The sequence below is a fragment of the Amycolatopsis sp. NPDC051102 genome (genome assembly GCF_040682815.1).
In the GTDB taxonomy this organism is placed as follows: Bacteria; Actinomycetota; Actinomycetes; order Mycobacteriales; family Pseudonocardiaceae; genus Amycolatopsis.
This window is the reverse complement of the sequence record NZ_JBFBBT010000005.1, coordinates 95,664-109,297: the sequence shown is the minus strand read 5'-3', so window position 1 is coordinate 109,297 and position 13,634 is coordinate 95,664. Positions and strand designations below refer to the sequence as shown.

Sequence of the window (13,634 nt, the reverse complement as noted above, 5' to 3'; positions counted from 1 at the left end):
CCATGACTACTGACATCCGGACAGAAAGGCGCATCCCGCCCGAAGGCGGGTCACCCCCGTGAAAGCGGACGCCTTCCCACCGCTGAACGTTGCCCATTCCGGCGCACGATCAACACAATGGCCGCTGCTGCAACGATTCCGAGAAGGTTGACCAGCAGCTGGCCGACGGACTGGAGACACCGGCTCCACTCCCCCGCCACGGCCGCGACGACCGCGTACCCCGCCGCCGGCACCGTGGTCACCGAGATGAACACGCCCACCAGCGCCGCCGACTTCGCCGACGTCATGGCGAGCATCCCGGCGGCCCCGGCGAGCATCGCGACGACCAGAGACGGTACGCCGACCGAGAAGACGAAGTCGACTTCGTGGTTCCGCTCCAGCCGGAACGCGTCCGCGCCGAAGACTTCGGTCACGTGCACCAGCAGCGCGCCGCCCAGCGTCACGACCATCGCCAGCGGGAAGCCGAGGGCCAGCGCGGCACCGGCCCGGCGGACGAGGTCCCAGCGGCGCAGGACGAGCCCGACCGCGAGCGCGGCGAGCGGCCCGAACTCCGGGCCGACCACCATCGCGCCGACGATCGTCACCGCGGAGTTCGTGAGCACGCCGGCCGCGGCCAGCAGGCAGGCGATGGTGAGGAACGCCAGGAACGTCACGTTCAGCCGCGATTCTTCACCCGTGCGGCCCAGCAGTTCCTGCCACACGACGGCGTCCGCACCCTCGCCCGGCGCCGCCTCTTCCGCCTCGTCGGCGGCGTCGGACAGCGCCGTGTCGAGCGCTTCGAGCGTGATGCCGCCGGTGTGGTCGAGGTCGAGCACGCACAGCGCGTCGACGATCTCGTCCGCCGCCTCGCGCGCGATGTCGGCCTCGACGAGGTCGCCTTCGGGCGAGACGGCGGCGCCGCGGTGCACGATCAGGTGCGCGGTCCCGGCGTGGGCCCGCAGGATGTCGAGCGCCGAAGCGGTCTTGTCCGGCGGGCACACGGCCCTCAGGTGCAGCACTAGTTCTGCGGCGGAGCGGCCGGTTTCGCGTCGATCCCGGCCTCCTTGCGCTGCTGCGCGGTGATCGGCGCGGGCGCCGCGGTCAGCGGGTCGTAGCCGCCGCCGGTCTTCGGGAACGCGATCACGTCACGCAGCGAGTCGGCCTTGGCCAGCAGCATGACGATCCGGTCCCAGCCGAACGCGATGCCGCCGTGCGGCGGCGGGCCGAAGGCGAAGGCGTCGAGCAGGAAGCCGAACTTCTCCTGCGCCTCCTCCTCGCCGAGGCCCATCAGCTGGAAGACGCGCTTCTGGACGTCGCCGCGGTGGATACGGATCGAGCCGCCGCCGATCTCGTTGCCGTTGCAGACGATGTCGTAGGCGTAGGCCAGCGCGTTGCCCGGGTCCTGCTCGAACTTGTCGATCCACTCCGGCGTCGGCGAGGTGAACGCGTGGTGCACCGCGGTCCACTTGCCGGAGCCGACGGCGACGTCGTCGCCGATGTCCTCGACCGGCGCGAACAGCGGCGCGTCGACGACCCACACGAACGACCAGGCGTTCTCGTCGATCAGGCCGAGCCGCTTGCCGATCTCGTCGCGCGCGGCACCGAGCAGCGGCTGCGTGCTCGACGCCTTGCCGGCGGAGAAGAAGATGCAGTCGCCCGGCTTGGCGCCGGCCGCGGCGGCGACGTTCTCGCGCTCGGTCTCGGACAGGTTCTTGGCGACCGGGCCGCCGAGCGTGCCGTCCTCGTTCACGAGGATGTACGCGAGGCCGCGCGCGCCGCGCTGCTTCGCCCACTCCTGCCACGCGTCGAGCTGGCGGCGCGGCTGCCCGGCGCCGCCGGCCATCACGACCGCACCGACGTACGGCGCCTGGAACACGCGGAACGGCGTGTCGGCGAAGAACTCCGTCATGTCGGTGATTTCGAGGTCGAAGCGCAGGTCCGGCTTGTCGGAGCCGTACTTGGCCATCGCCTCGTGGTAGGTGATGCGCGGGATGGGCCGCGGGATTTCGTGCCCGATCAGCTTCCACAGCGCCGAGACGATGTCCTCGCCGAGCGCGATGACGTCGTCCTGCTCGACGAAGCTCATTTCGATGTCGAGCTGGGTGAACTCGGGCTGGCGGTCGGCGCGGAAGTCTTCGTCGCGGTAGCAGCGGGCGATCTGGTAGTACCGCTCCATGCCGCCGACCATGAGCAGCTGCTTGAACAGCTGCGGCGACTGCGGCAGGGCGTACCAGGAGCCGGGCTTGAGCCGGGCCGGCACCAGGAAGTCGCGCGCGCCTTCGGGGGTCGAGCGGGTCATCGTCGGGGTCTCGATCTCGACGAAGTCCTGGGCGTGCAGCACCTCGCGCGCGGCGCGGCTGACCTCGCTGCGCAGCCGCATGGCCGCGGCCGGGCCGCTGCGGCGCAGGTCGAGGTAGCGGTGCTTGAGCCGGATCTCTTCGCCGACGTCGACCCGGTCGTCGATCGGGAACGGCAGCGGCGCGGACTCCGACAGCACCTCGAGCTCGGTCGCGAGGACCTCGATCTCGCCGGTCGGGATCTCGGCGTTCGCGTTGCCCTCGGGGCGCTCGGCGACCTCGCCGACGATCTTCACGCAGAATTCGGAGCGCAGCGCGTGCGCGCGCTCGGCCATCTCGCCTTCGCGGAAGACGACCTGGGCCACGCCGCTGGCATCGCGGAGGTCGATGAAGATGACGCCGCCGTGATCGCGCCGCCGGGCCACCCATCCGGTGAGGGTGACGGTCTGTCCGGCCTGTCCGGCACGCAGGGTGCCGGCGTTGTGAGTGCGGAGCACTGCGACTGCTCTCCTTCGACATGGGTGGTTCACGCTGCTTGAAAGGCTAACGAACCACTCAACGCTTTCGGGGGTCCGGGTGGCGGAGCCCCCGGCTCGGGGCGAAGCCCCGAATGTCACAGCGTACGACGTCGGCAGGCTGCTTCCGCGCGGTGGTCAGAGGACGTACTTGGGCCGGATCTCCAGCGCCGCGACCAGCCGGTGCGCCTGGGCCAGGTAGGCCGCCACCTGGTAGATGCGGCCGCCCGGGTTCGCCACCAGCCAGCTCGCCGCCGCGGAGGCGGAGGCGAAGAACGGCTGGCCCGCGCACGCGACCGCGTCGGCGCCGTCCACGCCGAAGCCGAGGTCGACCGCCGCGACCACCACCGTCGGCGGGTCGACCAGCAGGATCGCGTTGGAGGTCAGCTCGATGCGGATGCGGGTCCCGGTGACCGGGCAGGTCGCCGTCGCGTGGACGCGCTCGCCGGTGGCGATGGCCAGCAGGAACATGTCCACCGTGCCGTCGGGGCCGGCGCCGAGGGTGCCTTCGGCCGGTTCGAGGCGGTGGCGGGCGCCGCGCGGGGCCGGGCCGGTGGAGACCAGGTCGCGGTGCAGGGTGAAGCCGATCAGGTCGACCAGCCGCCGGGCTTCGGCCGGGGGCACGCCGACCGTCGCGGCCAGCCGGTCGACGCCCACCGGGTGCCGGCCGGCCCGTGTCAGCTTGAGCGCGGCCCAGGCGAGCCGGGCAGCCGCGACACGGTCGGTCTGCGAGGTCGTCACGTCCGGCTCCTTCCGGGGTCGATCCCTCCGACGTTAGGCGCCGGTGACACGCCACGACAACGACACGATCGGACATTTTGCCGCAAGCCGAAGACACCGGGGCGCGAACGGGCCCGGATTGACGCGAACGGCGCAGTGCGTCACCCGGTCGGTCCACAAAGGACTCTCAGAGCAGGCGCAGCTGTTCCGCCGGAACGCCGGCCGGCGCGGACACCGCCGGGCCGCGCAGGTCGAAGCCGGTCTTGGCGTCCAGGCCGTGCCGGCGCAGCAGCGGCGCGACCCGCTCCGCGAGCCGTTCCCGGTACGCCTTCCGCACGTAACTGCCCCGCGCGTACAGCTCGCGGTACCGCGGGACGAGCTCCGGGTGCGTGCCCGCCAGCCAGCGGCCGAACCACTCGCGCGCGCCGGGCCGCAGGTGCAGCGCGAACGCCGTGACGCTCGACGCGCCGACGTCGGCGAGCTGCGCGAAGAGCGCGTCCAGTGCCTCGGCCGAGTCGGTCAGCCACGGCAGCACCGGCGCCACCAGCACCGAACACGGCAGCCCGGCGTCGCGGGCCTTGCGGACCAGCTCCAGGCGCGCCCGCGGGCTCGGCGTGCCGGGTTCGAGGCGGTGCTGCAGCTCTTCGTCGAGCAGCGCGATCGACACCGCGAGCCCCACCGGTACGTCCTGGGCGACGTCCTTCAGCAGCGGCAGGTCCCGCGCCAGCACCGTGCCCTTCGTCAGCACCGACAGCGGCGTGCCGGACCTCGCCAGCGCCGTGATGATGCCCGGCATCAGCCGGTAGCGGCCCTCGGCACGCTGGTAGGGGTCGGTGTTGGTGCCCATCGCGACGGGCTCGCGCCGCCACGACGGTTTCTTCAGCTGCGCGGCCAGCACCTGCGGTGCGTTGATCTTGACGACCACCTGGGTGTCGAAGTCGCGGCCGGCGTCGAAGTCGAGGTAGGTGTGGGTGTTCCGGGCGAAGCAGTTGTGCGACACCATGCCGTCGGCCACGAAGTCGCCGGTGCCGGTGGTGATGTCGAACAGCGGCAGCTGCAGGCCCAGCGCCTCGATCGCTTCGACGCGGCGGCGGCTCGCCCCGATCGCCGCGCCTTCGAGCGACCGCTTCCAGGCCACGGCGGGGTTGCTCACGTGCAGGAACCGCAGCACCTCGCCGACGCCGCCGAGCAGCCGGATCTCCTGGCGCGTCGGGAACTTCGGCACCTCGTCGAGCTGGCTCGCGAACCCGAACCGGGCGAGCGCGGCGGTGAAGGCGTCGGCGATCTCGGGCTCGTCGTGCGACACCGCGAGCACCCCGCGGCCGTAGCCGCCCGCGAGGTCGAAGACGCCGGCGAGGAACCCGCGCTGCCAGTGGGCGTCCGGATCGGGCGGCACCTTGAGAAAACCGACCGAAGCGCCGAAGTCCGGCAGGTACTCCAGCGCCCGCGCGGCGGCGTCCGGCTCCGCGGCGAACCCGCCGGAGCGCAGCATCCCGCAGAGGTAGCCGGCCCGGTAGCCGAGCGTCTCGTCGGGCGTCGGGGCGAACCGGCCGACGCCGATCAGCTCGGTGCCGGGCTCCAGGTGCGGCCGCTGCGCGGCGCCGAACTTGCTGCCGGTGACGTGCTTCCAGCCCTTGCTCGTGAGGAACCGGTGATCGCCGCCGGCGACGAGCCGGGTGCCGTCTTCGAGCGTCACGCGGTAGGCGGCGCGCAGGGTGGTCCAGTGGGCTTCGACCCGGGTCGGGACCAGCCGCCGGGAGGCACCGTGGCCGCGGGTGCCGTAGATCTCGTCGCCGACCTTCAGATCGGACAACGCCCGCGTGCGGCCGTCGGCCATGAGGATCCGGGTGCCGCCTTCGAGGCAGTAGGTGCAGGCGTGGGAGCAGCCGCGGTAGGGGTTGACGGTCCAGCCGAACGGCACGCCGGAGCCGGCCGGCACCTTGTTCAGCACCGACCGCGCGTGCACCTCGTGAAAGGTGACGCCGTCGAATTCCGGTGACCGCACCGAACGCACCAGGCCCTCCAGCCCGGGCAGTGCCGGTTCACCCTCCCCGCTCCGCTGCCGATCCCATCGCACGCCGTCAGTCGAACATATGTTCTAGACGAGTGTCAAACCGGTTCGCGGCGGGAGGATCACGTGGTGCTGGTGTGACCAATGAGGTCCGTCAGGACGAAAACCGGTCCAGCGCCCGGATCTTGTTCGTCGCGTCCAGTGCCGCCACCTTGTACGCCTCCGACAGCGTCGGGTAGTTGAACACCGCGTCCACCAGGTAGTCGACCGTACCGCCGCAGCCCATCACCGCCTGTCCGATGTGGACCAGGTCCGTCGCGCCCGTGCCGAACACGTGGACGCCCAGCAGCTTGCGGTCCGCTGTGGACACCAGGAGCTTCAGCATGCCGTAGCTGTCGCCGGTGATCTGGCCGCGGGCCAGCTCGCGGTAGCGGGCGATGCCGACCTCGTACGGCACCGACGACGACGTCAGCTGGGCCTCCGTCGCGCCGACGTACGAGATCTCCGGGATCGTGTAGATGCCGATCGGCTGCAGCGCGCCCAGCTCGTTCGCCGGCTCGCCGAACGCGTGGTAGGCCGCCAGCCTGCCCTGGTCCATCGACGTCGCCGCCAGGGCCGGGAAGCCGATCACGTCGCCCACCGCGTAGATGTGCGGCACCGCCGTCCGGTAGTTCTCGTCGACCACCAGCCGGCCGCGCTCGTCCGCGGCCAGGCCCGCCGCCTCCAGGTTGAGCTCGCCGGTCATGCCCTGGCGGCCGGCCGAGTACATCACGCCGTCGGCCGGGATGCGCTTGCCGCTGACCAGGGTCGTGATCGTCGCGTCGTCGGACACCGCGACGTCCGCGACCTTCTCGCCGAAGCGGAACGTGACGCCGAGGTCGCGCAGCTGGAACTTGAGCGACTCGACGATCTCCGGGTCGCAGAAGTCGAGCATGTGGTCGCGCTGCTCGACCACGGTGACGCGCGAGCCGAGCGCGGCGAACATCGACGCGTACTCGATCCCGATCACCCCGGCGCCCACCACGACCAGCGACGACGGGATCTGCTCGAGCCGCAGGATCTCGTCGGAGTCGAGCACGCGGGCGGCGTCGAAGTCGACCTGCTTCGGCCGCGCCGGCCGGGTGCCGGTGGCGATCACGACGTGGTCGGCCGACAGCGTGCGCCGGTCGCCGCGGTGGCGGCCCTCGACGACCACGGTGTGCGCGTCGGCGAACGAGCCGGTGCCGTCGATCAGGTCGATGTGGTTGCGCATCAGCTGCGCGCGCACCACCTGGACCTCGCGCCCGACGACGTGCTGGGTGCGCGCCAGCAGGTCGGCGATGGTGATGTCCTGCTTGACCCGGTAGCTCGCGCCGTACAGCTCGCGCTGGTTCATGCCGGTCAGGTAGAGCACCGCCTCGCGCAGCGTCTTGGACGGGATCGTGCCGGTGTTGACGCACACCCCGCCGACCATGTCGTGGCGGTCGACGATCGCCACCCGCTTCCCGAGCTTCGCCGCGGCGATCGCGGCCTTCTGCCCGCCGGGGCCCGAACCGATGACGATGAGGTCGTACTCGTGCTCGCTCACGATGTCGAGCCTGCGCACCCGGCGGCCTCGGCGCAACCCCCCACCGGTGAAGATCCGCCGGCAATGCCGTCTCGGGGTTGGGGTGAGCGCGGTCGCCGCGGTCGGTCGCGCTGGTGGCGTACCTCGTCGTGCACGCCGGCCTGGCGCAGCCCCGCCGGCTGATCGCCGGGCTCGAGCGCCAGTGCGTCGAACGGTGCGACCTGATCTGCCGGACGCCGTCGGGCGACGCGGGCACCGGCGCCGGCCGCCGCGCGCCCTGCGCCGACTGCTCGACCGGCCCGGCGCCGAGGTCCGGCGGGCGGCGGCGCCCGGGCTGGTCATCGAGCTCGCCGGGCCGGCGCGCGCGGAAGGCGCCGCCGTGGCCACCGGCCGCTGCTTCGGCTCGGCGCGCCGGCTCCCGCCGGCCCCGGTGGCCGACTGGCTGCGCAGTGCCACCGTCCGTAGTCACAATCAGGCGTCGGGGTGGCGAACCGCAAAAAAAAAATCAGGACCGCAAAGAACCCCGCAACCGCTGCCAATCGGTCACGGTATCCAACCCGGACTCGATCTCCTCACCCAGCAGAGCAGCCAGCTGAGCAGCAACATCACCCCCGAGCAGCTCCCCGACCCGATCCACCAGCGACAAAGCCTCCCAAGGCGACGCCGCCAGCGAACCCACCACAGCCCCAGCCTCCGGCGGCGCCAGATTTTCTTCCAACCCGAACCGTCCAGCGGCCAGCAAGGCGGCCACCACGAGATGAGGCTGCGCATCGGCCCCGGCGAACCGGAACTCCAGCCGAGGACTCGACGACGCCCCGGCAACCCGCACCGAAGCGGTCCGGTCGTCATACCCCCAGCGAATCTCACGCGGCGAAAACGGCGCAGTCCGCAGCCGCACGTAGCTGTTCCACGTCGGCGCCCAGACACCGGTCAACGCCCGCGCATCCCGCAGCACACCGGCCAGGAACCCACCCAGCAGATCCGGCGCCGAACCGTCCACCGCGGACAAGGAAAGATGCACATGTCCCGAACTCCCCTGCCCTACCTCGGGCGCAGCGAGGTAGTCGGCGGTGACACCATGACGAGCCGCAACCCGCCGCACGATCAGCTGCTGTAACAAGACGTCATCACAGGCAGCCAAGGCGTCACGATGCCGAAGCACGATCTCGTACTGCCCCGGATGGCATTCCGCCCGCGCACTTTCCACCCCCAGCCCGGCATCGTCCAGCGCCGTCCGCAGATCGCGCAGCAACGGCGTCAGCCGTTCGGTCCCGCCCACGGCGTAGTCGACCCCGTGCGAGGTGAGCGGCCCGGCGGAGTCACGAAAAACCACCTCGTGCTCGATACCCACCGACGGTACGAGCCCCAGCCCCTCCAGCGCGGCGAGCTGCCCCCGCAACACCTCACGCGGCGCGAGCTCGGCGGCGGCCCCGGAAGGCCATTCGGCGTCGCACACCACGGCCCAGGTCCGATCCCCCAGCGGAACGGCCGAAGCCGCGTCCGGCCGCACGCGCAGATCGCCGAACCCCGCCAAATAGCCACCGAGCACCCCGGACGCGGGCAGCGGATCCCGCGACGGCGTCCAAGCGAAGACATAGCTGCAAACGCCGTAACCGTCGTCGAGCGCCGAAGCGGCGAAGGGCGCGGCCAGTTCCACCGCGGCGAACCGGGCGTGCGGGTCAGGGACGAGCAGGAGCAGCCGGGCGCCGTCTTCGGCGAGGACACCCCGCAGCACCGCCTCCCCCGCCGCGGCCGCCGCCCGCCGGGCGGCCAGCGACCGCGGCCCGGCCGGCCGCGCGAACGCCGTCACCACGCGCCGTCCGGATCCGCCGAGTGCAGCGGATTCGGCACCCGCCCCCAGCGGACGTCGAACTCGTCGTCGCGTTCCACCTTGTCGAAGCCCTGACCGGCGAAGTGCTCCCGGTTGAGCGTGACACGCTCGACGTCCGGCGCGAACAGCCGGCAGGCATCGAAGCGCGCGGCCACGTCCGGGTTCTCGTCGCGGTAGCGGGCGGTGATCTCCCGCACCGGCGCCCAGAACGCGGCCCGCGGCAGCCCCAGCTCGTCGAGCAGGACCTCGGCCCAGAACCGGAACTGGCCGGAGAACACGGAGCTGAACAGCGACTGGGCCAGCAGGTGCGCAGGCCAGCGCAGCATGTCCGCGGCGGCCTCCGGCGGGAGGGACGTGTAGCTGTCCAGCTGCTCGTCGAGCAGGTCGACCCCCTGCGCGAAGTCCTTGATCAGCACCCGCTGCGGGACCCCGGCGGCGTCGACGACGAGGATGAGGTTCTGGCCGTGCGGGCAGAAGCCGACACCGTGGCGCAAGAGCCACTGCAGCAACGGCGTCAGCAGCAGATCGAACAGCCGCGTCAGCCACACCGTCGCGTCGCCGCCGCCGATCAGGTGCGTCAGCACCGAAACGCCGTCGGGCCCGCGGTAGGGCAACGCGGCGAACGAAATCGCGCGCTCCCCCGCCGCGACCTGGATGGGCTCGCGCCACAGGGCACCCAGGGTTTCGTGGAACCGGTACGGCAGCTCCTCGATGTGCCCGAACAGCGGGTGCTTGACCGACACGCTCGCGACTTCGCCGAGCAGCCCGAACCGGTACTCCTCGGTCAGCAGCGGATCGGCCGCGCTGATCCGGCGCAGCCACGACGTCACCGACGGCCCCGCGAGCGTGGCCGCCGAGTTGAGCCCGCGGTAGACGAGCGTGTTCCGCACCGAAACCGCGGTCTTGACGTCGTGGCGGCCCGGCGTGCTCACGTTCGCGAGCGTCCGGACCGTCTGGTGCGGCCGGTAGGCGTCCGTGCTCTCGCCGAGGTCGATCACGACGCCGGTGGCGAGCTCGGCGGCGTAGAGCGTGCCGACGATTTCGTCGGCCTGCCACGGGTGCACGGGCACCCAGACGTAGTCCTCGGGCGCCCGGGCGGCGAAGTCCCGGCGCAGGTCGCCGAGTTCGGCGTCCAGCAGCGCGTCCCGGCTGAGCTCGTCGACGCAGCGGAACTCGGCGTGCCCGGGGTGCACGGCGAACCAGCGCAGCCGCAGGTCTTCCCCGGATTCGGGGGCGTACCGGGCGCGGTCGCGGGCGGAGAAGCCGACGCGGCCCTTGTTGAGCACCAGCCGCGGGTGGCCGGTGAGGTGCCCGTCGGCCCGGTTGTAATCCATTGTGGACAGCTCGGCTGCGGTCGGCGCACGGCGCAGCCGGGCGGCCTCGTTGGCGACCGTCGCGGTCAGCTCGGCCAGCACGTCCGCCAGCCGCAGGCCGCTCAGGCCCAGCACCGCGCGGGCGTCGACGACCAGGGTGCGCGGATCGGTGACCGGCTCGCCGCCCCGCCGCGCGCTGCCCGGTTCGACCGTCCAGGCGTCGAACGCGCCGCGCCGGGCGCGGAAGGTGTAGCTCACGCCGTCCGGGAGGTCCAGCCGGTAGCCGTCGCCGTCCGCGACGGGCTCCAGCATGTGCTCGTAGGACAGCTCGCCGAGCATCTTGTGCGTGATCAGGGCGCCGGCCGCGCGCCAGGCGGCCGCCTCGTCGATCGTCAATTCTCCTCCAGGCCGAACGTGGTGAAGGCGGTGCGGCCGGGCAGCTCGTGCACGGTCCGGCCGCACACGGCGTTGAGGATCACGGCCGCCCGCCAGGCGCCGAGACCGAGGTCGGGGGCACCGGGGCCGTGGGTGTGCCGCTCGGCGTTCTGCACGAACAGCGGCCCCGGCACGTCGAGGGCGACGCGGTAGCCGGCATCGACGACCAGGCGCCCCCGCTGGTCGCGGTGGACGGCGTCGCCGAGCCCGGCCAGCAGCGGTCCGGTCGGCGTCTCCGCGTAACCGGTGGCCGCGACGACGGCGGCGGTGCGCACGGTGCCGCTGCGGCCCTGCTGCGCGTGCCGCACGCCGAGCTCGATCTCGCCGTCCACAGTGGACGCGGAGACCACCTCGACGCCGGGGGTCAGCACCGCGCCGGGCGGCCCGGCGATGCTGCGGCGGTAGAGCTCGTCGTGGATCGCGCCGATCGTTTCGGTGTCGATGCCCTTGTACAGCTGCCACTGCGTGGGCAGCAGCCGGTCGCGGACGGCGTCCGGAAGGCTGTGGAAGTACCCGGTGTAGTCCGGGGTGAACTGCTCCAGCCCGAGTTTCGAGTACTCCATCGGCGCGAACGCCGGCGTCCGCGCCAGCCAGCGCAGTCCGTCCACAGTGGACCGGGAGCGCAGCAGGTCGAGGACGACCTCGGCCCCGGACTGCCCGGACCCGACCACCGTGACGCTGTCCGCGGCCAGCAGCGCGTCCCGGTGGGTCAGGTAGTCGGCCGAGTGCAGCACCGGGACGGCCGGGTCGGCCACCAGCCCGCGCAGCGGTTCCGGCACCGACGGCACCGAGCCGACACCCAGCACGACGGCGTCGGCGAGCACCGGCTCGGTCCCGGCGACGGTCAGCTCGAACGCCGCTTCGGTGTCGTGCCAGCGGACGCCGGTGACCTCGTGGCCGAACCGGCACGACGGCAGCCGGGCAGCGGCCCAGCGGCCGTAGTCGTCGTACTCGGCGCGCGGCAGGTGGAACCGCTCGGCGAAGTAGAACGGCAGCAGCCGCCCGCGGTCGCGCAGGTAGTTCAGGAAGGAGAACGGGCTCGTCGGGTCGACCAGGGTGACGAGGTCGGCCAGGAACGGCACCTGCAGCGTCGCGCCCTCGACCAGCAGGCCGGGGTGCCAGCGGAACTCCGGGCGCGCGTCGAAGAACACCGCGTCCAGGCCGTCGACCGGGGCGGCCAGCGCCGCGAGCGAGAGGTTGAACGGCCCGATCCCGATCCCGGCGAGGTGGTGGCGCCTCACGAAGCGACCGGGCTTTCCCGGCCGGCCACCAGTTCGGCACCCGCGGTCGCGGCGATCCGGTCGAGCAGCGGGCGGTAGTCGCCGCCGGTCGTGCCGGGGTGCAGCAGCGTGAGCTTCAGCCACAGCCGGTTCTCGCCGCCCGGCCCGGTCGGCAGCGCGGCGCGGCCGACGACCGCGGTGCCCGCTTCGAGCAGGGCGCGGCGCACGCGGGCGACGAGCTCGTCACCGGCGTCGCCGCCGAGCTCGTCGGCGACCGACGGCCGCAGCACCACTGTGGACAGTTCCGGCGTGCCCCACAGCCGCAACCCGGGGTGGTCGTCCACGAGCCGGGCGACCTCGGTGGCGGTGGTGCAGCAGCGTTCGACGAGCGCGCCGAGACCGTCGGTGCCGAGCGCGTGCACGGTGACGGCCATCCGGAAGGCGTCGGGCCGCCGCGACGTCCGGATCGACCGGCCGAGCAGGTCGGGCAGGCCGGCTTCGGTGTCGTCGTCGGCGTTGAGGTACTCGGCCCGGACGGTGAGCGCGGCGAGGTCGGCGGCCTCCCGGGCGGCGAAGAGCCCGGCGGCGACCGGCTGCCAGCCGAACTTGTGCAGGTCGAGGGCCACGGAGTCGGCCAGCTCGAGCCCGGCGAGCTTGGTCTTGAGCGACTCGCTGCAGAGCGCCATGCCGCCGTAGGCCGCGTCGACGTGCAGGCGCGCCTGGTGCCGGCGGCAGATCCGGGCGATTTCGGGCAGCGGGTCGAGGGTGCCGGTGTTGGTGGTGCCGGCGGTGGCGACGACGACGGAGTCCGGCGTGAGGACGCCGGCGAGGGCGCCGGGCAGCATCCGGTCGCCTTCGCAGGGGACGACGACGGGGGCGGGCAGGCCGAGCAGCCAGGCGGCGCGGGCGACGCTGTGATGGGCGTTGGCGCCGCAGACGGGCTGGGCACGGGGGTTGCGTTCGCGGGCCAGAAGCAGGCCGAGGAGGTTGGACTCGGTGCCACCGGTGGTCACGACGGCATCGGGGGTTTCGGCGCGCGGGTAACACAATCGGGCGATTCCGGCGGTGAACTCCCGCTCGAGTTCGCTGGCGACGGGCGCCTGGTCCCAGGAGTCCATGGAGGGGTTGAGCGCACTCGCGACGACATCGGCGGCCACGGAGACGGCAAGCGGCGGGCAGTGCAGGTGAGCGGCACAGGCGGGATCGGCAGGATCGGCCGACCCGGCGGCGAGAAGCCGGCTGAGCTCTTCGAGGGCGGCTTCGGCCCCGACGCCGGTCCGGGGCAGGGCGGACGGAAGCCGGTGGGCGGCGGCGGGTTCAGCGTGAGGGGCGGCTCCCGGGGCGGACCGGAGGCGACTTGCTTCGGCGGCGACGGATCCGGCGCCTGGCACGGTCGCGGCCGGATCCAGCGCGCCGCGGGAGGCGGCAGCCGTCTCGGTGGCTGCCTGTCGGCCCGCCCCGCCCGCGGGCACCGGCCCGCCGGCCGCCGTCGCCTGGTCGAGCTCGCCGCGCTCGGCCACCAGGGCCGCCGCCACCGCGGCCGGGCCGCCTGCCGGGACCGGGCCGCCGCGCTCGGCGATGCCCGCCGCCATTCCGCGGAGGGCCACCGGGATCAGCTCGCCGAGCCGGTCCGCGCCGCCTTCGCCACCGGCCAGCCCGTCTGCCCGCATGTGCCCCGCCTTCCTTAGGGTTGCCTTGCCTACGCTGAGCCACAGTACGGCGACCGGCGGCTGCCTGTCATCCGGTCCCGTCCAGCATGCTCGACCG

General features: G+C 72.8%; 9 protein-coding genes. All 9 read right to left on the bottom strand.

All coding sequences use genetic code 11. The features are described from left to right. Positions 1–50: 50 nt before the first annotated feature. Positions 51–998, bottom strand: coding sequence for a DUF389 domain-containing protein (locus AB0M93_RS17715; protein ID WP_364274655.1), 948 nt, complete (start codon positions 996–998; stop codon positions 51–53). Further along, positions 998–2,773 carry an aspartate--tRNA ligase gene (aspS, locus tag AB0M93_RS17710; RefSeq protein ID WP_364274652.1) on the bottom strand — a complete coding sequence of 592 codons (1,776 nt, stop codon included), beginning with the start codon at positions 2,771–2,773 and terminating at the stop codon, positions 998–1,000. The genes AB0M93_RS17715 and aspS overlap by 1 nt, the downstream gene beginning before the upstream one ends. A 156-nt stretch (positions 2,774–2,929) precedes the next feature. Next, positions 2,930–3,532, bottom strand: coding sequence for an organomercurial lyase (merB, locus tag AB0M93_RS17705; RefSeq protein ID WP_364274649.1), 603 nt, complete (start codon positions 3,530–3,532; stop codon positions 2,930–2,932). 166 nt (positions 3,533–3,698) lie between these two features. Further along, positions 3,699–5,588, bottom strand: coding sequence for an intein-containing Rv2578c family radical SAM protein (locus tag AB0M93_RS17700; protein WP_364274646.1), 1,890 nt, complete (start codon positions 5,586–5,588; stop codon positions 3,699–3,701). 88 nt (positions 5,589–5,676) lie between these two features. Then, positions 5,677–7,089, bottom strand: coding sequence for a Si-specific NAD(P)(+) transhydrogenase (gene sthA, locus AB0M93_RS17695; RefSeq protein ID WP_364274643.1), 1,413 nt, complete (start codon positions 7,087–7,089; stop codon positions 5,677–5,679). A gap of 484 nt (positions 7,090–7,573) precedes the next feature. After that, complete coding sequence (locus AB0M93_RS17690; protein ID WP_364275156.1) at positions 7,574–8,878, bottom strand: glutamine synthetase; 1,305 nt, start codon at positions 8,876–8,878, stop codon at positions 7,574–7,576. Further along, the gene (locus AB0M93_RS17685) at positions 8,875–10,608 is read right to left on the bottom strand and encodes an IucA/IucC family protein (RefSeq protein ID WP_364274640.1); all 1,734 of its coding nucleotides are present in this window, start codon (positions 10,606–10,608) and stop codon (positions 8,875–8,877) included. Before AB0M93_RS17685 ends, AB0M93_RS17690 begins: the two co-directional genes overlap by 4 nt. Beyond that, entirely contained in the window at positions 10,605–11,888 is a 1,284-nt protein-coding gene (locus AB0M93_RS17680; protein ID WP_364274637.1) for a SidA/IucD/PvdA family monooxygenase, read from the bottom strand. The genes AB0M93_RS17685 and AB0M93_RS17680 overlap by 4 nt, the downstream gene beginning before the upstream one ends. Then, positions 11,885–13,537 (bottom strand): aminotransferase class I/II-fold pyridoxal phosphate-dependent enzyme, encoded by a 1,653-nt coding sequence (locus tag AB0M93_RS17675; RefSeq protein WP_364274634.1) that lies wholly within the window; start codon positions 13,535–13,537, stop codon positions 11,885–11,887. The genes AB0M93_RS17680 and AB0M93_RS17675 overlap by 4 nt, the downstream gene beginning before the upstream one ends. Positions 13,538–13,634: the final 97 nt, after the last annotated feature.

Bases quoted from the DNA above. Each gene is read 5' to 3' on its own strand.
- AB0M93_RS17675 (WP_364274634.1), bottom strand. From the start codon at position 13,537: ATGCGGGCAGACGGGCTGGCCGGTGGCGAAGGCGGCGCGGACCGGCTC.